This is a genomic window from Pyxidicoccus sp. M6 (assembly GCF_055568925.1).
Window position 1 is genome coordinate 2593061 of record NZ_CM145714.1, and the last position, 21086, is coordinate 2614146.

At 68.3% G+C, this 21086-nt stretch carries 15 protein-coding genes; 8 read left to right on the top strand and 7 right to left on the bottom strand.

The annotated features are described in order from the left end of the window. The first annotated feature begins 36 nt into the window (after window positions 1–36). Window positions 37–1464 carry an RtcB family protein gene (locus ACVTJA_RS10830; RefSeq protein ID WP_465836151.1) on the top strand — a complete coding sequence of 476 codons (1428 nt, stop codon included), beginning with the start codon at window positions 37–39 and terminating at the stop codon, window positions 1462–1464. Window positions 1465–1606: 142 nt separating this feature from the next. After that, entirely contained in the window at window positions 1607–2044 is a 438-nt protein-coding gene (locus ACVTJA_RS10835; protein WP_465836153.1) for a hypothetical protein, read from the top strand. Between the two features lie 8 nt (window positions 2045–2052). On the opposite strand, the gene ACVTJA_RS10840 is transcribed toward ACVTJA_RS10835, so the two are convergent. Further along, complete coding sequence (locus ACVTJA_RS10840; protein ID WP_465836155.1) at window positions 2053–2568, bottom strand: GNAT family N-acetyltransferase; 516 nt, start codon at window positions 2566–2568, stop codon at window positions 2053–2055. A gap of 7 nt (window positions 2569–2575) precedes the next feature. Beyond that, complete coding sequence (gene glgC / locus ACVTJA_RS10845; RefSeq protein WP_465836156.1) at window positions 2576–3805, bottom strand: glucose-1-phosphate adenylyltransferase; 1230 nt, start codon at window positions 3803–3805, stop codon at window positions 2576–2578. Window positions 3806–4034: 229 nt separating this feature from the next. On the opposite strand from glgC, the gene ACVTJA_RS10850 reads away from it, so the two are divergent. After that, complete coding sequence (locus ACVTJA_RS10850; RefSeq protein ID WP_465836158.1) at window positions 4035–4916, top strand: diguanylate cyclase; 882 nt, start codon at window positions 4035–4037, stop codon at window positions 4914–4916. 3 nt (window positions 4917–4919) lie between these two features. Further along, window positions 4920–5072, top strand: a complete 153-nt coding sequence (locus ACVTJA_RS10855) for a hypothetical protein (RefSeq protein WP_465836159.1) — start codon at window positions 4920–4922, stop codon at window positions 5070–5072. 36 nt (window positions 5073–5108) lie between these two features. On the opposite strand, the gene ACVTJA_RS10860 is transcribed toward ACVTJA_RS10855, so the two are convergent. From ACVTJA_RS10860 to ACVTJA_RS10880, 5 genes are read right to left on the bottom strand one after another with little or no spacing between them, the layout of a single operon-like run. Then, window positions 5109–6137 (bottom strand): NAD-dependent epimerase/dehydratase family protein, encoded by a 1029-nt coding sequence (locus ACVTJA_RS10860; RefSeq protein WP_465836160.1) that lies wholly within the window; start codon window positions 6135–6137, stop codon window positions 5109–5111. Further along, window positions 6134–10555 (bottom strand): AMP-binding protein, encoded by a 4422-nt coding sequence (locus ACVTJA_RS10865; RefSeq protein ID WP_465836162.1) that lies wholly within the window; start codon window positions 10553–10555, stop codon window positions 6134–6136. Before ACVTJA_RS10865 ends, ACVTJA_RS10860 begins: the two co-directional genes overlap by 4 nt. Before the next feature lie 8 nt (window positions 10556–10563). Then, window positions 10564–12174 carry an NPN-dependent hydroxyacid isomerase, LarAH14/15/16 family gene (larAH, locus tag ACVTJA_RS10870; protein WP_465836164.1) on the bottom strand — a complete coding sequence of 537 codons (1611 nt, stop codon included), beginning with the start codon at window positions 12172–12174 and terminating at the stop codon, window positions 10564–10566. Window positions 12175–12186: 12 nt separating this feature from the next. Continuing rightward, the gene (locus ACVTJA_RS10875) at window positions 12187–12852 is read right to left on the bottom strand and encodes an HAD family hydrolase (protein WP_465836166.1); all 666 of its coding nucleotides are present in this window, start codon (window positions 12850–12852) and stop codon (window positions 12187–12189) included. A 56-nt stretch (window positions 12853–12908) separates the two neighbouring features. Then, entirely contained in the window at window positions 12909–13889 is a 981-nt protein-coding gene (locus tag ACVTJA_RS10880; protein ID WP_465836168.1) for an NAD-dependent epimerase/dehydratase family protein, read from the bottom strand. Between the two features lie 388 nt (window positions 13890–14277). Between ACVTJA_RS10880 and ACVTJA_RS10885 the strand changes: the two genes are divergently transcribed. The 4 genes from ACVTJA_RS10885 (at window position 14278) to ACVTJA_RS10900 (ending at window position 21083) form a co-directional block, all read left to right on the top strand. Then, complete coding sequence (locus tag ACVTJA_RS10885; RefSeq protein WP_465836170.1) at window positions 14278–14592, top strand: SWIB/MDM2 domain-containing protein; 315 nt, start codon at window positions 14278–14280, stop codon at window positions 14590–14592. Window positions 14593–14769: 177 nt separating this feature from the next. Further along, the gene (gene treY, locus ACVTJA_RS10890; RefSeq protein ID WP_465836172.1) at window positions 14770–17871 is read left to right on the top strand and encodes a malto-oligosyltrehalose synthase; all 3102 of its coding nucleotides are present in this window, start codon (window positions 14770–14772) and stop codon (window positions 17869–17871) included. Further along, the gene (gene glgX, locus ACVTJA_RS10895) at window positions 17868–20012 is read left to right on the top strand and encodes a glycogen debranching protein GlgX (protein WP_465836174.1); all 2145 of its coding nucleotides are present in this window, start codon (window positions 17868–17870) and stop codon (window positions 20010–20012) included. Before treY ends, glgX begins: the two co-directional genes overlap by 4 nt. A 117-nt stretch (window positions 20013–20129) precedes the next feature. Next, window positions 20130–21083 (top strand): TerC family protein, encoded by a 954-nt coding sequence (locus ACVTJA_RS10900; protein WP_465836176.1) that lies wholly within the window; start codon window positions 20130–20132, stop codon window positions 21081–21083. Window positions 21084–21086: the final 3 nt, after the last annotated feature.

Here is a 21086-nt window from a genome sequence, read left to right on the forward strand (position 1 = left end):
ATGCGTGTGCGAGCCGGGCCATTCCTGAGCTGGGTCATGCAGCCGAACCTGAATCGGCTCCTGCGGGCGCTTGCCCGTGAGGGGCTCGAGGTGACCTATGACGGTCGCCTCTACTCCGTGCGCCTCCTGGGTGACGCCAATGCGCCGCCCGCCGAGGTGCTCCTCCCGCCGGACCTGCCCGTGGAGGGCAAGGCCTTCCGGCAACTCGCCAACCTCGCTGCCCTGAAGCACCCGGGCGGCGGCCAGGTGCTGCGCGTGCGCGCCACCCCCGACTTCCACCCCGGTGACTCCGGCGTGGCCATCGGCTCGGTGCTGCACACGACGCGGAATCTCGTCGTCCCCGGCGCCATCGGCACCGACATCAACTGCGGCATGCGCCTGCACGTCGCGGACCTCACCGTGGACGCCTTCCTCGCGAAGCGAGACGCCTTCGTGGAGCGGATGAAGGGCCACTACTTCTTCGGCACGCGGGACGTGGCCATGTCCTCGCGTGCCTCGGAGGCCCTGCTGCGCGACGGCATCCCCGGCTGGCTGCTGGAGACGCTGGAACGCCCGCTGGGCTGCGCGGCCCGCTCGGACCTGCCGCAGCTCGACGCGGAGGTGGAGCGCATCCACCTCGGCGGCGCGCTGAAGGGCAACCCGTCCTGGGCGCCGGACATCTTCACCCGCGAGGGCGTGGTGCGCGACGCGGGGCTGGCCACCATCGGCGGAGGCAACCACTTCGTCGAGGTGCAGCGCGTGGAGGCCGTGGAGGACCGTGCGCGGGCCTGGCAGTGGGGCGTGCGCGAGGGACAGCTCGCGTTCATGATTCACTCCGGCAGCCGCGACGTGGGCAAGCACGTGGGCGTGGCCTGGCAGGAGCGGGCGCGCAAGGCGTGGCCGGAGGGGCAGCCCTTCCCGGACAGCGGCATCCTCCCGCTGGGCGACGAGCGTCTCGTGGCCGAGTACCTGGAGGCCGAGGCCACCGCCGCCAACTACGCCTTCCTCAACCGGCTGCTGCTGGCGGAGCTGCTGCGCCAGACGCTGCGCGAGCTGTTCGGCGAGGTGGAGGCCCCGCTCGTCTACGACGTGCCGCACAACCTCACGCTCCCGTACGAGGGCGGGTGGCTGGCGCGCAAGGGCGCCTGCCCGGCGGGCGAGGAGCAGCCCGTCATCATCCCCGGCTCCATGGGCGCCACGTCCTTCCTCATGGTGGGGTGCGGCGACGCGAAGTCGCTGGAGTCCGCGTCGCACGGGGCGGGGCGGGCGCGCTCGCGCTTCAGCATGGGGCGGGGTGGGGCGAACCAGAGCGAGGCGGCGCTGGGCCTCACCGGGGTGGACTGCATCAGCCTCCGGGCCGAGCGGCGGGTGGAGGAAGCGCCCGCGGCCTACAAGCCCATCCGTCCCGTGGTGGACTCGCAGGTGGAGGCCGGCATCGTCCGCGAGGTGGCGAGGCTTTCGCCCCTGCTGACGTTCAAGGCGTGACGCGCGGGGCCGGAAAGTCGGCCTCGGACGCGTTTCTCCTGGCGGGCACGTCATTTAGCTTGGCGTGCCCGCCGTTCTCCGGGTGGAATGCACGCGCCCGGGCCGGTGCCCGCGCACCACGCATGTCATTCGAGGGGAGAGCATGGAGAACAACTTCGGCACACCGATGTCGCCCGGGGGCTCGCCCGCGCAGGCCCGCGAGGCCGTTGCGCTGCCCGCAATCCTGCTGATGGTGATTTCCGCCATCGGCATCCTGCTCGCGGTGACGAGCTTCTTCACACCGGCGTTGATGAACACGCTCATCAACAACCCGAGCCTCCCCGCGGACCTGCGCGACCAGCTCGCCGCCCAGCAGAGCCAGTCCTCCGCGCTCAGCTCCGTGCCCCTGCTCGTCTTGAGCGCCATCATCTTCTTCGGCGCGCTCCAGATGAAGAACCTGCGCAACTACGGCATGTCGCTGGCCGCGGCCATCATCGCCTGCATTCCCTGCATCGGCTCCTGCTGCTGCATCGGTATCCCGGTGGGCATCTGGGCCATCGTCGTGCTGCGCAAGCCGGAAGTCCGCGCCGCCTTCACCTGAAGCCGCGCTCAGCGCGAGGCCGGCTCCTCACGGTAGGCGGCCGGCCTCCGCTTCTGCATCCTCACGCACGCCAGCTGCACGTCGGGCGTGAGCGGGCGCCGGGCCGCGTGCATCCACACGTAGCCGTGGCGCCGGTAGAAGGCCTCCGCGTTGAGGCTCGCGTCCAGTCCCAGCAGCGGCACGCCCACGTGCCACGCCGCGGACTCCAGCGCCGCCAGCAGCGTGGAGCCCACGCCGTGGCCCACCTCGTCCGGCACCACGTAGAGGGCCTCCAATTCGCCCGCGCGCGTGTCCACCTGGCCGAAGCCGATGATGCGCCGGCCGCGCTCGGCCACCAGCACCGTGCGGGGCTTGTCCGGCCGGAGGTACCCTTCCGGCCGGAGCAGCCGCACCCAGGTGCTCACCTCGTGAGGCGCATACACGCCCTGGCAGAGCGTCCGCACCGCCTCCGTGTGGATGCGCCACAGGGTGCGCCGGTCCGACTCCCTCGCAGGCCTGAGGTGGAGTCCCTCCGCCGCACCCATGGCCGTCTCAGGTCACCTTCATGCCCTTGGGAATCACCACCACGCCCCCGGGCGTGACGTGGAAGCGCCGCTTGTCCTCCACCGTGTCGTAGCCAATCGTCATGCCCGGTGGAATCTCCACGTTCTTGTCGATGATGGCCCGGCGGATGCGGCAGCGCCGGCCGATGGTGACGTTCTCGAAGAGGATGGAGTCCTCCACCTCCGAGTACGAATTCACGCGCACCTTCGGGGACAGCACCGAGCGGTTCACGTGCCCGCCGGAGATGATGCAGCCCTCCGCCACCAGCGAGTCCGTGGCGTGGCCCACGCGGTTGTTCTCCTTGTCCGCGAAGACGAACTTGGCCGGCGGGTAGTTGTTGGGCTGCGTGTGGATGGGCCACCTGTCGTTGTACAGGTTGAAGATGGGGTCCACCTCCACGAGCTCCATGTTGGACTCGTAGTAGACGTCGATGTTCCCCACGTCCCGCCAGTAGCCGCGCTCCTTCTCTTCCTGGCCGGCAATCTCGTTCTGCGCGAAGTCGTACACGTACACCGGCGCGTTCTTGTACAGCTCGCTGATGATGGACTTGCCGAAGTCGTGCGCGCTCGTCTCGTTGGCCGCGTCCCGCACCACCTCCTGCACCAGCACGTCCGTGGTGAAGAGGTAGTTGCCCATGGAGGCCAGGCACATCTTCGGGTTGCCCGGCATGGGCGGTGGATTCCTGGGCTTCTCCAGGAACTGGAGCATCCGCCCGTCCGGCCCCACGTCGATGATGCCGAACTCGCGCCCCTGCTCAATGGGGACGGGAATGGCGGCCACCGTGCACGCGGCCTTCTTCGCGCAGTGGAAGTCCAACATCTGCCGCGTGTCCATCCGGTACACGTGGTCCGCGCCGAAGACGAAGATGTGGTCCGGTTCCTCGTCGGTGATGATGTTGAGGTTCTGGTAGATGGCGTCCGCGCTGCCCTTGTACCAGTCCACGCCGGTCCGCATCTGCGCGGGCACCGACTCCACGTAGTGGCCCAGGAAGGCCGTCATCCGCCACGCGCGGGACAGGTGGTTGTTCAGCGAGTCGCTCTTGTACTGCGTCAGCACCTTCATCCGGTACACGCCGGAGTTCGCGAAGTTGGAGAGGACGAAGTCGATGATGCGGTAACGGCCGCCGAACGGCACCGCGGGCTTCGCGCGCTCACGGGTGAGCGGCTCCAGTCGGGTTCCCGCACCTCCTGCCAGAATCATCGCCAGCACTTTGGACATAGGCGGGCGACGTTAGCCCTCAATGCCCGTCCGACAAGGGCACACGTGCCCGCTCGCCCGCCTTCGTTGAATGCCGAACCGCCTGTTCAGGTCCTCCGTCCGCCGCGCGAGGCGCCGGATGTGGGAGAAGCGCTCCGTGAGGGCTTCCCGGAGGCCTCCGGCGCCGGAGGGGCCCGGCCAGGTTGCACGGCTTCCCCGGAGAGGGGCGGGCTGCTAGCCTTCCCTCGCGATGTCCGGAGACGAAACCCGCGTCACTAAAATCTCCACGCTCAAGGACGTGCGCTCCGAGCGCAGCACCGAGTGCTGCCTCGTGCAGATCCACGGTCCCGAGCTGGGCAAGAAGTACCTCATCGACTCCGAGCTCACCATCGGACGAGACCAGGGCAACCACATCTGGGTGGACCTGGACAACGTCTCCCGGCGGCACGCGCGCGTCCTCGGCCGGGGTGGACGGATGTTCGTGGAGGATTTGGGCTCCACCAACGGCACCTACCTGAACGACCAGGAGGTGCTGCAGGCCTCGCCGCTGCGCAGCGGGGACCTCATCAAGGTGGGCGGCTCCATCTTCAAGTTCCTCGATGGCGACAACATCGAGACCCAGTACCACGAGACCATCTACACGCTGACGATTGCCGACGGTCTCACCGGCGTGAACAACAAGCGCTACTTCCTCGAGTACCTCGAGAAGGAGATGGGGCGCTCGTCGCGCTACCAGCGCTCGCTCACGCTGATGATGTTCGACATCGACCACTTCAAGCAGATCAACGACGTCCATGGCCACCTCGCCGGGGACTACGTGCTGCGCGAATTGGCCCAGTCCATCAAGCGCATGGTGCGCCGCGAGCAGTGCTTCGCGCGCTACGGCGGTGAGGAGTTCGCCCTCGTCATGCCCGAGGACGGGCCGGAGAAGGCGCGCCTGTTCGCGGAGAAGATTCGCCGGCTCGTCGAGGAGAAGTCCTTCGTCTACGACGAGAAGGAGATTCCCGTCACCATCTCCATCGGCGTGGCGGAGATGACGCCCGACATGACCGAGCCCGCGCACTTCATCAAGGTCGCGGACGCCAACCTGTACAAGGCGAAGAAGACGGGCCGCAACCGGGTGGTGGGCTAGGCCGTGGCCAAGGACGCGGGGCCCTCCGCCTTCGCTCGGCTGCTGTTGATTCTGCTCGGGCTCGGCTTCCTCGGCGCGGCCTGGGTGTGGAGCCACCGCTCCGAGCCCTGGGCCGCGCGCCTCGTGGACGAGGCGCAGCGCCCGCTCCACCGGTAGGCCCGGCTCGCGGGCCCCAGAGGATGCACTTCAGGCTCAGGTGCCTTCGCGCAAATCCGCGAGGCGGCCCTTCGTCCCTGGCAGGGCCTGGGGCGGCATCTTCCCGTAGATGAACTGCACCGTCTCGCTGAGCGTCTCGTGGATGTCGCGCGCGCGGAAGCCCAGCTCGGCCTCCGCCTTGGCCGCGTCCAGCCAGAACCAGTGCTCGCCGATTTCGACCTCCTGCGGGTCCAGCACGGGCTTCGTGCCGCGCACCTTTGCCCAGCGCTCCAGCAGCTTGCTGCCCAGCACGTTCACCTGCGAGGGCAGGCGCAGCCGCGGCGCGGGCACGCCGGTGATTCGCTCCAGCCGCTTGAAGAAGTCCACCATGGAGAGATTCACCCCCATCAGGTGACGGCCGTACACCTCGCCCCGGGTGAGCGCGTTGACGAAGGCATCCGCCGCGTCGCGCGCGTCCACGAAGGAGATGCCGCCGCCCGGCATGGCTGGAATCTCCTGGTTGAGGAACTTCACCACCGTCCACGTGGAGGAGAGCCTGTCATCGCCCGGCCCCATCAGCAGGCTGGGGTTGAGCACCACGAGGGGGATGCCGTGCTTGCGGCAGTACTCCAGCGCCAGCTTCTCCTCGTAGATTTTGGACAGGTAGTACGGCCAGCGCCCCACCACCGTAATCGGGTAGTCGTCGTCCTCGGTGCCGACGCGCTCCTCCTTCGACACCGCAATCGTCCCGGACGTGGAGGCCAGCACCACGCGCTTCACGCCGGCCTCGCGCACGTCGCGCAGCAATTCGCGCGTGCTGTCCACGTGCAGCTCGAACATCTTCCGCGCGTCCTTCGGCTGGAAGGAGACGAGCCCCGCGAGGTGGTAGACGCCCTCCACGCCCTGGAGCGCGCGGCGCACCGCGTCCCTGTCCTTCAAGTCACCGGCGACGTACTCCGTGCCCGCGTACGCCGGGCCCGAGGGCTTCGAGCGGCCGATGAGCCGCACCGAGTGCCCCGCCGCCACCAGCCTGGGCACCAGGTGCGTGCCCAGGAATCCCGTGCCTCCCGTCACCAGCAGCTTCACGAGTCCTTCCCTCCGGTTCCGGTGGAGGCGCGGGTGAGCGCCGTCGTCGTGTGGGGCGCGGGCTCCTGCGCGTTGAGGTCCAGCACGCGGCCGGACTTGAGCGCGCGCATCGCGTCCTCGGCGATGCGGGTGGCGTAGCGGTAGCCCTCCGAGCGCGCCATGCCCTGCACGCGCGCGCGCAGCGTCTCGTGCCCCAGCACCGGGCCGATGTGCACCTCGAGGTTCTTCGACTTGGGGAACACCGAGCCCTTGGGCAGCGCGTCGAAGGCACCCTCGATGTAGAGCGGCAGCACGTCCACGTGGAAGGTGAGGGCGAGGTAGCCGAGCGTGTTCTTGAACTCCAGCATCTCCCCCGTGGTGGAGCGCGTGCCCTCCGGGAAGATGAGGACGTTGTAGCCCTGGCGCAGCGCCTCGCCCGCCATGCGCAGCGACTCGCGCAGCGAGCCCTGCCGTTCAATCGGGATGAGGTTGGTGAAGTTCTCGAACCAGGCGCGCTTGAGCGGCGTGTTGAAGAAGTAGTCGCGCGCCGCCAGGGACACGAGCCGCTCGCCCTGCTCGCCGAGCGCCATGCGCACCAGCCCCGCGTCCAGGTGGCTGGAGTGGTTGGCGATGACGAGGAAGTTGCGGTTCTGCGGGATGAAGGGCTTGCCCGTCACCTTGGTGTCGAAGACGCCGCCGTAGAGCACCTTCTGCCCGAAGGCGAGAATCTGCCGGCCCACGTCCGCGACGACTTCGGGCACCGGAATCTCCACCTCCTCGTCGCGCGCGTTCTCCTTGCTGATGTCCCTCGCGCGAGTCTCCGCGGAGGGGCGCTTGCCCGAGGCCGCCACCACCTTGCGCAGGTCCTCCACCGTCTGCACCTGCGTCAGGTCTTCAATCGCCGGCAGCGGCACGCCCGCGCCCTCCAGCGCCGAGGACAGCTCGGTGAGCATCAGCGAGTCGAAGCCCAGGTCTCCGGAGAGCAGCGCATCCGGCCGCACGTCGGCCACCGGGCGGTGGCACACCTCGGCGATGAGCGGGTAGAGCCAGTCCGCCACGCCGCCGCTGCCGGGGTGGGCCACCTTCTCGCGCGCCTTGCTGGCGCTGGCGGCCATGCGCTCCAGCCGCTGCAGCTCCTCCACCACCTGCTTGCGCTTCACGCTGCGCTTGGCGGTGCGGGGCAGCTCACCGTCCCACAGCCGCAGCACCTTCACGCGGCGGTAGAAGGGCATGTCCGCGCCCACCTTGCGGAAGTGCTCCTCCACCTCGCGCCGTACCTCCTCGCGTGGGCGGTCGCCGTAGTCCGGCACGCACAGGCACGCCACCTTCTCGCCGCCCGCCTCGTCGGGCAGGCCGACGATGGACAGCTCCTTGATGTGCGTGTGCTCCTGGTACAGCTCCTCCAGCTCGTCCGGGTAGATGTTCTTCCCGTTGTGGTCGATGATGACGTCCTTCGCGCGGCCGACGAGGTACAGCCGTCCCTCCGCGTCCAGGCGCCCCAGGTCTCCCGTGTAGAGCCACCCTTCCTTGAGCACCGCGTCCGTGGCGTCGCGGTCCCCGAAGTAGCCGGGCATGACGTTGGGGCCCTTGGCGAGCACCTCGCCCAGCCCGTCGTTGTCCGGGTTGAGGATTTTCAGCTCGATGCCGGGCAGCGGCCGGCCCACCGTGCCGGGCTGGCGCTTGTTGCCGGGCTCCGTCACCGACAGCACCGGCGCGGCCTCCGTCAGGCCGTAGCCCTCGGTGATGTTGAAGCCCAGCTCGTGGAAGGCCTTGTGGACCTCATCCGGCAGCGCCGAGCCGCCCGAGACGAGCACCTTGATGCGCCCGCCGAACTTGCGGTGCACCGGCCAGAAGAGCAGCTTGCCCAGGTTGATGTTGCCCCGGTTGCGCAGCTCGCCGTGCGTGGCCATCAGCGCCTTCAGCGCCTGCTCGATGAACGGCGGGCGGCTGGCGAACTCCTGCGTAATCTTCCGGTGCAGGAGCTGCCACAGCGCGGGCACGCCCACCATGGCGGTGATGCGGCCCGTCTCGAACACCTCGCCCAGCCGGTCCGACGTCAGCTCGTCGATGTACGTGATTTCCGCGCCGCGCCAGAAGGGCGTGAGGAAGCCGGCGGAGAACTCGAAGGTGTGGTGCAGCGGCAGCACGGACAGCACGCCGTCACCCACGCCGATGTCGAACTGGCCGGCCAGCTTCGCCACCAGCGAGGCGAAGTTGCGGTGCGTGAGCATCACGCCCTTGGGCGTGCCCGTGGTGCCGGAGGTGAAGATGACGCTGGCCAGGTCATCCGCGGACGCGGACTTCTTCACCGGGCCGATGCGGTCCGGGTGCGCCGGGTCGCCCGTCATCGCCTCGGCGAGGCTCGCCACCGTGACGCCCTCGCCCAGCGCGGTGACGAGGCCGGGGAAGTCGTGCACGGCGTCCTCGGACAACAGGCACGCGCGCGCCTCCGCCCGGCGGGAGATGTTGAGCAGCTCCGCCTCGCTGAGGCCCGGGTCCACCGGCACGGCCGTGGCGCCCGCGCGCAGGATTCCGAAGTAGCAGATGCCCCACTCGGGCCGGTTCTCCGAGACGAGCAGCACCCGGTCCCCGTGCTTGATTCCCTTGCTCAGGAGGAAGCTGCCCACGCGCGAGGCGTAGCGGTGCACCTCGCCGAAGGTGAAGCGCTCCTCCTTCTCGCCGGCCACCATGCGGAAGGCCACGCGGTGCCGGTACGCGTGCACCGTGGCCTCGAGCAGCTCCAGCAGGTCGCGGTGCGCGGGGATGACGGTGCGCTTCTCGCGCTCCTCCTCCAGGCCGGGGAACACCCACTTCTCCAGGCCGGGCAGGTGCGTCTCCATGAAGTAGGCGCGCCAGTCGATGTGCTCGGGCGCCCAGGGCACCTTCATCCGGTCCGCGTGCACCATGCGCGCGTAGACGGAGCGCGTGTTGTCGCAGCGGAAGACGTAGCGGTTCTCGTAGAGGAACGGCAGGAACAGGTCCGTGAGCGCGATGAGGCCCTGGTTCTGCTCCTCGACGTCGTTGAGCGACACCTTCGCCTTGTCCAGCATGGCCTGCACGGCGGGGGCGCCCCACGCGGGCCGCACCTCGTCGATGGCCTTCTTCAGGAACTTCGCGCCGCGCACCAGCATGGGCGCGCTGAACAGCTCGAACTCCTTCTTGCTGACGGGCTGCGGCTCCAGGCGCGAGCGCAGCGAGTTCATCAGCTTGTTGCCCGTCTCGCGGTTGCGGTAGTAGCGCCGCCGGTACAGGCCCACCAGCTCCACGGAGCGGCTGGCGTAGAACGGATTCACGTCACCGGACGCCAGATGGTAGACGCGCCGCTCCTCCACCTCGATGGCGTGCGCGGTGATGCCGATGGTGGCCCCGGCCACCTGGTCCACCGGGATGATGTCCAGGATGGTGCTCTCCCCGGCGGGGATGCCACCCGGCCCCTTGATGCCCGCGAAGGCCAGCGGCGCGGACGTGGTGAAGCCCTCGTTCCACCCGGGGAAGGGGAAGTGCATCGCGCTCTCGACAATCGAGGGACGCACGATGGAGTAGCGCAGCCCCGGCGTGCTCGCGAGCACCTGCTCGCCCAGGGACTTCGTATACGTATACGTATTGGGCCAGCCCCAGTGCGCGGCGCGCTCCATGCCGGCGCGCACCAGCTCGCCGCTCAGCCACAGCTTGCGCTCGCGGCCCACCGCGAGGCGCAGCGTCTTCTCGTCGTTGACGTCGCGGCCTTCCTCGGCCAACCGGTCCAGCGCCTTCTTGCGGAAGGTGGACGTGAGGGCCTTGTCGTCGGCCTGCTCGCGCAGCCGCGCGACGATGCGCTCCGCGTCCGCCAGCTCCTGGTCCAGGCTGAAGTCGCGCCCGTCCAGCTCGTCCCGGCGCGGGAAATAGCCGCGCACCTCCTCGTCCTCGAAGACGAGCCCGTCGCGGTTGCCCGCCACGAAGGCGGTGGACATGTGCACCAGCGGCACGCCCCAGCGCACCGCCAGCTCGGCGGCGAACTTCACGCCGTGGGTGTTGACGTTGAGGCCCACCTCCAGCGACGGGTTGAACGACACCAGGCCCGCGCAGTTGACGAAGGCGTGCACCTTGCCGGTGAGCTCCGCGACCTGCGCCTCTTCCAGGCCCACCCACGGGTCGGTGATGTCGCCGTCGAGCACCTGGCACTTCTTCTTGATGAACTCCAGGGCGCCGGCCTCGCCGTACGCGTCGCGCAGGGGCTGGAAGGGCTCGCTGGTGGCCACCTTGTCGAAGAAGCGCCGCTCGGCGGAGGCCGCGCTGCCCTTGCGGACCAGCACGTACACCTTGTCCAGCTCCTGCCCGTAGCGGTGCAGCAGCATGGACAGCGTCACCTTGCCCACGAAGCCGGTGGAGCCCGCGAACAGGATGCGCTTGCCGGTGAAGACGCGGGAGACGTTCAGCTCGGGGAGCTGCGGCTGAGTCATGGGCGGCCTCACTTCACGTCCACCATCACCGTGGGGGCAATGCGCAGCAGGCTGATGGTGGCCGAGCGGCCCATGAAGCCGCGCGCCTCTTCAATCGCCTCGGTGAGGGTGTCGGTGCGGTCCCAGCCCATGAGGGCGGGGACGTGGTTGTTCTCCGCGCCCGCGACGATGACCTTGCCCACGTGCTGGCGGCCGTTCTCGCCCCAGTACCACATGTAGAAGGGGTGCACGCCGTGGTAGGCGTTGCCCTTGCGGTACAGGTGCACGTAGCTGGGGTTCTCCGCGAACTCCTTCTCGTACTTGTGCTCCAGCTTCATGGAGTCGCGCGTCTCCGGCAGCAGCCGGTTGAAGAACTCGATGTAGCTGGGGTGGTGCTCGGGGTCGAACTCGTCGTAGGCCGGGTGCAGCAGAATCAGCACGCCGCCCTTCTTCACCAGCGGCACGCCGCGGTTGAGGTTGAAGAAGTAGCCCAGCCCCATCACCTGCACGAGCAGCGGGTTGAGGATGGAGTTGACGCTGTACGGAGAGATGAAGGGGATGGGGAAGATGACGATGTCGCTCTGCCCCTCCACCGGCACCACGTACTGCTTCCAGCTCGCCTCCAGCGTCTTCTGGTGCGCGGGCTCGGTGGCCCCGGCGAACACGCCCGTGACTTCATAGGGCGCGGGAACCGCGCTGAGCACCTTGCGCGCCGCCGCGCGCGGCATCTTGGACAGCGCGTAGCGCATGGCCTGGAACTTCAGGCGGTCGCCTTCCGTGTAGTCCTCTTCCTTCTTGGCGAGGAAGTCCGTCGGCCCGCCGAACATGCGGTTGTTCAGCGACGTCTCGATGTGGAAGACCTTCAGGTGCTTGTCGATGTTGCGGCCGATGCGCTCGTTGCTGCGGTAGAGCGCGCTGGCCTTCGGCTCCATGTAGCTGTCGGAGGCGCGAATGGTCTTCGGGTTGTGGTGGTGGCGCAGCGAGGCGTAGTTGGACACGCCCGTGCCCATGGACTTGTGCCCGCCGTTCATGGGCACGAAGTTCACGTTGACGTAGACGATGAGGTCGCTCTCCGCCACGCGGCGGTTCACGGAGACTTCTTCACCGTGCGACGTGCGCTCCAGCGCGACGATGCCGTCCGGGTCCTCGGCGTCGTGGTTGTAGTAACGGTCCGGGTAGAACTCGTCGTAGATCTTCTGGCCCACCATGCGCCGCATCTCGCCTTCCGTCATGCGGCGGTGCAGCGCGTTGGCGATGACGAGGTGGATGTCATCCACGCCGCTGTCGGCGGCCAGCTCCAGCACCACCTCCAGGATGGACTGGCGCACGTCCGGCGTCACCATGGGCGGCAGCGGGACGCTGATGTCGTCGATGACGCACGTCAGGCGCATGCCCGGCTTGAGCAGGGCGTGCAGCGGCTCCATGCCCTCCGGGTGGTTGATGGCCCAGCGGATGGCGGCCTTCACGTTGGGCACGCCGGCCAGGGGCGGGCGCGGGAAGATGACCCGCGTACCGACGGGCAGATCTTCCTGCAGGAAGCCCTCGCCGTAGAAGAGCGCCCGAGGGGGGCTGCCCTTCTCCGTGATGACCACCTGGCTTTCCTCGTCGTACAGCTTCTGGAGCGTCTTGAACGGGCGCATGGGGAACGGGGCCTACTTGAGGTCGAGGATGGGCCAGTTGTACGCGCGCGCGATGGAGCGCAGGCGCATGTCCGGATTCACAGCGGTGGGACGGCCCACCACCGCGAGCATCGCGTAGTCGGAGGCGCTGTCGGAGTAGCCGTGGCACTGGTCCAGCGCCAGGCCCTCCTTCACGCAGTAGGCGCGGATGGCGTTGGCCTTGTTCGCGCCTTCGATGATGGGCGGAATCACCTTGCCGGTGGCCTTGCCGCCCACGAACTGCATCTTGTTGGCGATCATGTCGTCCACGCCCAGGTGCCGGGCGAGCGGGCGCATGGTGAAGTCCAGCGCGCCGGTGACGAGCACCACCTTGCAGCCACTGCGACGCGCCTGGTCGATGAGGTCCTGGGACTGCTCGAAGAGGGCCGGCTGGAGCACGTCCTCGAACATGTCCTGGGCAATGGTGAGGAGCCGGTCCTCGGTCAACCCCGCGTAGTAGCGGTAGAAGAACTCGTTGAACGTCTTCCGGTCGACGACGTCCATGACGCCGAAGAGGGGCACGCTGAGGGCCGTGCTGAGCGTCCTTCCGGCGATGCCCAGGACCGAGCCACGGTTCATCGCGTAGTACGCGTAGACGTGGACGACGTTCGTCTTCACGAGCGTCCCGTCGACATCGAAAAAGGCAGCTTTCGCGGGCATGGGGGCAGCGGGCTTCCTGACACTCCTAGGGGGGTGTGGTCAACGATGGTGGCGCTCTATAACCAGCCCTGCTGGCGGTACCACTCCGCGCTGCGGCGGATGGAGTCCGCCAGGTCGCGCCGGGGGTGAAAACCGAGCAGCCGCTCGGCCTTGGCGCCGGAGCACGTCCAGGCGGGGGCGAGCAGCTGCCGCGCCAGCTTCCGGTTGAGGGGCAGCTTCCGGCCCGTCACCTGCGACATTCCGTCCGCCACCGAGGCCAGCGCCTGGAGCACCCCGGGGCTCAGCCGCACCGTGCGAGGGTGCAGCCCCAGGGCCTTCGCGCCCAGGTCCTGCACCTCCTCCAAGGTGAGGGGCGCGCCGGGGCCGGCGCAGAAGAAGGCCTCGCCCAGCGCCTTCGGGTGCTCGGCCTGGAGGAGCATGAGGTCCACCACGTCCTCCACGTCCACCATGGTGAGCGGGCGGGGGCCGCCCTTGAGCTCCAGGCGGATGCCCTTCTTCGCGAGCTTGAAGAAGGTGAGATTCTCCCTGTCCCCGGGCCCGAGGATGCGCGGCGGGCGCGTCACCGTCACCGGCAGCCGGTCCGCATAGGAGAAGGCGATGCGTTCGGCCTCCGCCTTGCTCTCGCCGTACCACTCGTGCGGGTGGAAGGGGTCCTCTTCAATATGCGGCCGGGTAGGGGAGGAGGGCCCCATGGCCGCCAGCGAGCCGGCCAGCACCAGGCGCGGGCGGTGGCCGGCGGCCACCATGGCGTCGCAGAGGATGCGGGTGCCCTCGGCGTTGACGCGCATGAAGTCCTCGCGCGTCGCGCCGCGTCGCACGCCGGCGAGGTGGAAGACGACATCCTGGCCGGCGACGGCGGGGCCGAGCGAGGCGGGCACCGTCACGTCCCCGTCCACCCGTGTGTAGGAGATGCCGGCGAGGCCGGAGGCGTCACCCCCCGGTCTCAGGAGGCACGTCACGACGTCGCCGCGCGCCGCCAGGGCTCTGGCCAGCCAGATTCCCAGGAAGCCGCCGGCACCGGTGATGAGGGCTTTCATGGGCGATTCATCCAAAAAAACACACCACGTCCGCAAGGAGAATTCCGGCCGGATGTCCTGTTCTACGCCGAGGAGGCGGACGCGCCGGAGCCTGATTGTCGGGCTCGGGAAGCGTTCCGAAGGCTATTTCCCGAGGAGAAACGCGCTCCGGAGCCGATTTTTCGGGCTCGGGAGACGCCAAGAGCGCGTCATTCCCGAGGAGAAACCGCGCTGCGGGGCCTGATTCTCGGGCTCGAGAGGCGTTCTTCCGAGGGAGTTCCGAGGGAAAAACGCAGGAGAGGGCTGTTTTTCGGCCTTGGGCGTGCTACTTCTACGCCGCATCGGCATGAGCTTGACAACAAGCCACGCCGCATAACGTCCCCTTCGGAGGGGAGGAGACTCGAGACGAATGGCCGCCAAGAAAGCTGCTGCGAAGAAGGCTCCCGCCGCCAAGAAGACCGCTGGCGCGAAGCGCAAGCCGAACGCGTCGTTCATGAAGGAGATGACCCCTTCTCCCGCGCTCGCCGAGATTGTCGGCGCCAAGCCGCTGCCCCGCACCGAGGTCGTCAAGAAGCTCTGGGCCTACATCAAGAAGCAGGGCCTCCAGGACGCGAAGAACAAGCGGCAGATCAACGCCGACGACAAGCTGAAGCCCATCTTCGGTGGCAAGAAGAACGTCACCATGTTCGAGATGACGGCGCTGGTGAACAAGCAGCTGAGCTGAGCACCGAGGCCGGCTTTGTCCGGCAGCGGGTCGTACTCGAGGGCTCGTCGCGCTCCCTGCGCGGCGGGCCCTCTGCTTTTCCCCGGTCACCCGTCATGCCCCCAGAGCGTTGGATAGAGGGCGGACGAGCATCTGCGTGCTGGCGGAAGGTCTCCGGCGGACCTACCTCACGTCGGCATGCTTCGCGATGGTCTGGAAGAAGAGGGCACTGCCTCCACCGGGGCGGGAGGCGCCACCCTGAGCGCGGAGGCCGTGGCCGAGGGCCTCTATACACGTGTGCAGGGGGAGCTGGGCTCCCGGCCCCACACGCCGCTGTCCACCTACCGGGTGCAGCTCCACAAGGGCTTCACCTTCCAGCAGGCCCGTGAGGTGGTGCCGTACCTGGCCCGCCTGGGGGCCAGTGACTTGTACGCCTCGCCGTACCTGAAGGCGACGCCGGGCAGCACCCACGGCTACGACTGCACGGACCACCAGCAGCTCAACCCCGAGGTGGGCACGCCCGAGGACCACGCCGCCCTGTGCTCCGCCCTGCGGGAGCACGGCATGGGGCAGGTGCTGGACGTGGTGCCCAACCACATGGGCATCGAGCGGGACAACCGGCTCTGGTTCGACGTGCTGGAGAACGGCCCCTCGTCCGTCTACGCCAAGTACTTCGACATCGACTGGGCCCCCGTGAAGGAGGAGCTGCGCGACAAGGTGCTGCTGCCGATTCTGGGCGACCAGTACGGCATCGTCCTGGAGCGCGGCGAGCTGAAGCTGTCCTTCCGGGATGGAGCCTTCTTCGTCCACTACTACGACCACCTCCTGCCGGTGGCGCCGCGACAGTACGCGCGCATCCTCCGGCACGGGCTGGAGCGGCTGGAGGCGAAGCTGGGCGCGGAGCACCCGTGCATGGTGGAGCTGCTCTCCGTCCTCACCGCGATTGAGCACCTGCCGGCGCGCACCGAGGTGGAGCGGGCCAAGGTGGTGGAGCGCCACCGCGAGAAGGAGGTCATCAAGCGCCGCCTCGCCGCGGTGGCGGCGGGCAGCCCCGAAGTCACCGCGTACATCGAGGACAACGTCCGCGTCTTCAACGGCGAGCCCGGCAACGCGCGCTCGTTCGACTTGCTGGACTCGGTGCTGTCCTCGAGCAGCTACCGTTTGGCGCACTGGCGCGTGGCGGGGGAGGAAATCAACTACCGTCGCTTCTTCGACATCAACGGCCTGGCCGCCATCCGCGAGGAGGACCCGGACGTCTTCCAGGAGGCGCACACGCTCATCTTCCGCTGGCTGCGCGAGGGCTGCGTCACCGGCCTGCGCATCGACCACCCGGACGGCCTGTTCGACCCCACCGCCTACTTCCTGGACCTGCAGGAGCGCTTCTTCCTGGAGCGCGCCCGGGCCCTCTTCCAGCAGGACCTCGGCGAGGCGGACACGCGCTGGACGGCGGTGGAGGCGGCGCTGCGCGAGCGCTGGCGCGCGGAGGTGACGGCGCACCCGGACAGCCCGCTGCGCAAGGCGCTGTACGTGGTGGTGGAGAAGATTCAGGGCGGCCGCGAGCGCATGCCCGAGTCCTGGGCCGTGCACGGCACCACCGGCTACCGCTTCGCCAACGCGGTGAGCGGCATCTTCGTCCAGCCCGAGGCGGAAGACGCCCTGACGGACGTCTACGAGCGCTTCGTCGGCGAGAAGACGGACTTCGCCGAGCTCGTCTACCAGAAGAAGCTGCTCATCATGCGCGTGTCCATGGCCAGCGAAATCAACGTGCTGGCCCATGAGCTCAACCGCATCTCCGAGATGAACCGCCGCACGCGCGACTTCACGCTCAACTCGCTGAGGCGCGCGCTGGTGGAGTTCATCGCCCTGTTCCCCGTCTACCGCACCTACGTGGACGGCTGGCGCCCGGAGCTGGACGCGCGCGACGTGCAGTACATCGAGTGGACGATTCAGCGCGCCAAGGAGAAGAACGCCACCACCAACGCGTCCATCTTCGACTTCCTGCGCGACATCCTCCTGCGCCGCTACCCCGAGCACACCCACGAGCAGGAGCGCGCCGTCATGCTCCGCTTCGCGATGAAGCTCCAGCAGGTGACAGGCCCCGTCATGGCCAAGGGGCTGGAGGACACCGTCTTCTACATCTACAACCGGCTGGTGAGCCTCAACGAGGTGGGCGGCGAGCCGGAGCGCTTCGGCGTGCGCGCCACCACCTTCCACCTGCGCAACCAGGAGCGCGCGGAGCGCTGGCCCGCGAGCCAGCTCACCTCCAGCACCCACGACACCAAGCGCAGCGAGGACGTGCGGGCCCGCATCAACGTCCTGTCCGAGCTGCCCGAGGAGTGGCGCAAGCGGGTGAGGAAGTGGTCCCGCCTCGTGGAGAAGTTCGTCACCCCGCTGCCCTCCGGCCCCGCGCCGTCGCCCAACGACACGTACCTCTTCTTCCAGACGGTGGTGGGCGCGTGGCCCATGGGCGAGCAGCACTCGAAGGACGAGCTGGCGGACTTCCAGCGCCGCGTGCGCGAGTACATGGGCAAGGCCATCAAGGAGGCCAAGGTCCGCACCTCGTGGACCAACCCGGACAGCGCCTACGACGACGCGGTGGCGCGCTTCGTGGACCGCTGCTTCGACGATAAGGACGGCGGCGCCTTCCTGGAGGACGCGCACGAATTCAAGCGTCACCTCGAGCGCGCGGGACAGCACAACGCGCTGGGGCAGCTCCTGCTCAAGCTGGCCTCGCCCGGCGTGGTGGACACGTACCAGGGCTGCGAGCTGTGGGATTTGTCCCTCGTGGACCCGGACAACCGCAGGCCGGTGGACTTCACCCTGCGCGCGCGGCTCTTGGATGCGTTGGACCAGGAGGCCGCGGCCGACAGGGCCGGGCTGTGCGCGCGGCTCGTGGCGGACATGGATGACGGCCGGGTGAAGCTCTACGTGCTGACCGAGTCGCTGCGGCTGCGGCAGCGCCAGCCGGTGCTTTTCCGCTCGGGCGGCTACCGGGCGCTGGACTTGACGGGCCCTCGCGCCAGGGCGGCCGTGGCCTTCGCCCGCGAGCACGGGGACTCCGTGGTGCTGGCGTGTGCACCGCGCTACACCTTGTCCGCCCTGGATTCCCCGGAAGGACTGGCGGGCGCTTATGGCAGCACGTTCCTCGACCTTCCCGAGGCATATGCGGGCATGATGTTCCGCAGTGTCTTCACCGGGCGCCAGGTGCGGCCGGAGCGTGGGCCGGGCGGCGTGGTGCTGCCCCTCGGACCGCTCCTGGCGGAGTTCCCGGTGGTGCTGTTGGAGAGGAGCACGGGATGAGGCGGGCCGAGGTGCTTCCAGGGAAGCCGTACCCCCTGGGCGCCACGTACGACGGGCACGGGGTCAACTTCGCGGTCTTCAGCGAGCATGCGAAGAAGGTGGAGGTCTGCCTCTTCGACCCGAATGAGCCTTCCAAGGAGACCCGCCGCTTTCCCCTGCTGGAGACCACGAACCACGTCTGGCACGGCTACGCGCCGGACCTGGAGCCCGGCACGCTCTATGGCCTGCGCGTCCACGGCCCGCACGAGCCGAAGAAGGGCCTGCGCTTCAACCCCGCCAAGCTGCTGGTGGACCCGTACGCGCGGGCCATCCACGGCAAGGTGGACTACAAGGCCCCCATCTACGGCTACCCGGCCCCCGCCACGGGCAAGGATGAAGACCTCATCCAGGACACGCGCGACGACGCCGCGGGCGTGCCCAAGGCGGTGGTGCTGACGGACACCTTCGACTGGGAGGGTGACAAGTCCCCGCGCATCCCCTGGCACGACACCGTCATCTACGAGGTGCACGTCAAGGGCTTCTCCAAGCTGAACCCGCGCGTGCCGGAAGCCCTGCGCGGCACCTACGCGGGGCTGGCCCACCCGGCCAGCATCGAGCACCTGAAGAAGGTGGGCGTCACCTCGGTGGAGCTCTTGCCCATCCACCACATCGTGGACGAGCCCTTCCTCGCCCAGCGCGGGAAGGTGAACTACTGGGGCTACAACACGCTGGGCTACTTCGCGCCGGACTCGCGCTATGCCTCGTCGGGCTCGCGCGGCGAGCAGGTGGACGAGTTCAAGGGCATGGTGAAGCTGCTCCACCGTGCCGGCATCGAGGTGATTCTCGACGTCGTCTACAACCACACCTGCGAGGGCAACCACCTCGGGCCCACGCTGTCCTTCAAGGGCCTGGACAACGGCGCGTACTACCGGCTCACGGAGAAGGACCCGCGCTACTTCAATGACGTCACGGGGACGGGCAACTCGTGGAACGCCACGCACCCGTACGCGCTGAAGCTCGTCATCGACTCCCTCCGCTACTGGGTGGAGGTCATGCACGTGGACGGGTTCCGCTTCGACCTGGCCACCACGCTGGGCCGCGACAGGCACGGCTACGACACGCGCGCGGCCTTCTTCCAAATCATCCACCAGGACCCGGTGCTCAGCCGGGTGAAGCTCATCGCCGAGCCCTGGGACGTGGGTGACTTCGGCTACCAGGTGGGCAACTTCCCGGTGCTGTGGAGCGAGTGGAACGGGAAGTACCGCGACACGATTCGCCGCTACTGGAAGGGCGATGACCGGCAGGCGGCGGAGATTGGCTACCGGCTCACCGGCAGCTCGGATTTGTATTCGCTGTCCGGCCGCAAGCCGACGGCGAGCGTCAACTTCGTCACCGCGCACGACGGCTTCACGCTGCACGACCTCGTCACCTACAACGAGAAGCACAACGAGGCGAACGGCGAGGAGAACCGGGACGGCGCCAACGACAACCACTCCTGGAACTGCGGGGTGGAGGGCGAGACGGCGGACCCGAAAATCAACGCCCTGCGCGAGCAGCAGAAGCGCAACTTCCTCGCCACGCTCTTCCTGTCCCAGGGCGTGCCCATGCTGCTGGCCGGCGACGAGATGGGGCGCACCCAGCGGGGCAACAACAACGCCTACTGCCAGGACAACGAGCTGTCCTGGGTGCACTGGGAGCTGAACGAGACGCAGCGGGCGCTCCTGGAGTTCACCAGCCGCATGGCCAAGCTGCGGCGCGAGCAGCCGGTGCTGCACAAGCGGCGCTTCTTCCGCGGCGCCCACATGTGGGACAGCGAGCTGAAGGACCTCGCGTGGTTCCGGCCGGACGGCAAGGAGATGAAGAAGGACGACTGGGAGAAGCCCTACGTGCGCTCCCTGGCCTTCCTCCTGGGCGGTGACGCCATCGCCACGCCGGATGACGAGGGGAACCGGATTGTGGGAGACACGCTCCTGGTGCTGATGAACGCGCACCACGAGCCCATCACCTTCCTGCTGCCGGCCATTGAATGGGGCGCGGACTGGGAGCTGGTGGTGGACACGGCGGCGGCGGGCGAGTCGCAGCGCACGCACACTCCGGCGGGAGGCAAGGTGCAGGCCGCCGGGCGCTCCGTGGTGGTGTTGCGGCGGCCGGCGACGGAGTAGCTCTCGGCGGGTGGGGGGTGGGGTGGAGTCGAGAAGGGCCCTTCGTTACGGAAGGGTCGACGCCCGGACGCGCCGCCGATAGGGTGCGCCCGGCTGACACTGCACCAGGAATCACACGTGAACACGCAAGCCGCGCTCTGGGTGGGTTTCAACGTCTTCGTCCTCGCGATGCTCGCGCTGGACCTTGGGGTCTTCAACCGCAAGGCGCACGTGGTGAAGCCCAAGGAGGCGGGCGTCTGGACGGTGGTGTGGATTTCCATCAGCCTCGCCTTCTGCGCCTTCATCTGGCGGCACTTCGGCCCCACGGAGGGCCTGCAGTGGCTGACGGCGTACGTGGTGGAGTACGCGCTCTCCGTCGACAACCTCTTCGTCTTCCTGGTGGTGTTCAGCTACTTCCGGGTGGCGCCGGAGCTCCAGCACCGGGTGCTCTTCTGGGGCATCATCGGCGCGTTCGTCATGCGCGCGGTGCTCATCATCGCCGGCGCGGCGCTGGTGCAGCGCTTCCACTGGCTCATGTATGTGTTTGGCGCGTTCCTCGTCTACACCGCGGTGAAGATGCAGCTCTCCGAGGACGAGGAGATGGACCCGGAGCAGAAGGGCATCGTGAAGTTCGCCCGCCGGGTGCTGCCGGTGTCCCGCCAGGGCGAGGGCAGCCACTTCTTCATCACCGAGGACGGCCGCCGCAAGGTGACGCCGCTGTTCATCGTCCTGCTGGTGGTGGAGGCCACGGACCTGCTCTTCGCCCTGGACTCCATCCCCGCCGTGCTGGGCATCAGCCAGAACGCCTTCATCATCTACACGTCCAACGTGTGCGCGATTCTGGGCCTGCGCTCGCTGTTCTTCGTGGTGGCGAGCCTCATGGAGAAGTTCCACCTCCTGAAGATGGGACTCAGCGTGATTCTCGCCTTCGTGGGCGTGAAGATGCTGATTACCTACTTCGACATCCACGTCCCCATCGGCATCTCCCTGGGAGTCATTGGCGGGGTGCTGGTGCTGTCGATTCTGGCCTCGCTCATCTGGCCCAAGCGGGAAGAGGCCACTTCCCCGTCCAAGTCCGAGCAGAAGACCTGAGGC

What these genes read in the sequence shown, in the direction of transcription:
- ACVTJA_RS10830 (WP_465836151.1), top strand. Translation starts at nt 37, where the DNA reads ATGCAGCCGAACCTGAATCGGCTCCTGCGGGCGCTTGCCCGTGAGGGG.
- ACVTJA_RS10835 (WP_465836153.1), top strand. Translation starts at nt 1,607, where the DNA reads ATGGAGAACAACTTCGGCACACCGATGTCGCCCGGGGGCTCGCCCGCG.
- ACVTJA_RS10840 (WP_465836155.1), bottom strand. Translation starts at nt 2,568, where the DNA reads ATGGGTGCGGCGGAGGGACTCCACCTCAGGCCTGCGAGGGAGTCGGAC.
- glgC (WP_465836156.1), bottom strand. Translation starts at nt 3,805, where the DNA reads ATGTCCAAAGTGCTGGCGATGATTCTGGCAGGAGGTGCGGGAACCCGA.
- ACVTJA_RS10850 (WP_465836158.1), top strand. Translation starts at nt 4,035, where the DNA reads ATGTCCGGAGACGAAACCCGCGTCACTAAAATCTCCACGCTCAAGGAC.
- ACVTJA_RS10865 (WP_465836162.1), bottom strand. Translation starts at nt 10,555, where the DNA reads ATGACTCAGCCGCAGCTCCCCGAGCTGAACGTCTCCCGCGTCTTCACC.
- larAH (WP_465836164.1), bottom strand. Translation starts at nt 12,174, where the DNA reads ATGCGCCCGTTCAAGACGCTCCAGAAGCTGTACGACGAGGAAAGCCAG.
- ACVTJA_RS10875 (WP_465836166.1), bottom strand. Translation starts at nt 12,852, where the DNA reads ATGCCCGCGAAAGCTGCCTTTTTCGATGTCGACGGGACGCTCGTGAAG.
- ACVTJA_RS10880 (WP_465836168.1), bottom strand. Translation starts at nt 13,889, where the DNA reads ATGAAAGCCCTCATCACCGGTGCCGGCGGCTTCCTGGGAATCTGGCTG.
- ACVTJA_RS10885 (WP_465836170.1), top strand. Translation starts at nt 14,278, where the DNA reads ATGGCCGCCAAGAAAGCTGCTGCGAAGAAGGCTCCCGCCGCCAAGAAG.
- treY (WP_465836172.1), top strand. Translation starts at nt 14,770, where the DNA reads ATGCTTCGCGATGGTCTGGAAGAAGAGGGCACTGCCTCCACCGGGGCG.
- glgX (WP_465836174.1), top strand. Translation starts at nt 17,868, where the DNA reads ATGAGGCGGGCCGAGGTGCTTCCAGGGAAGCCGTACCCCCTGGGCGCC.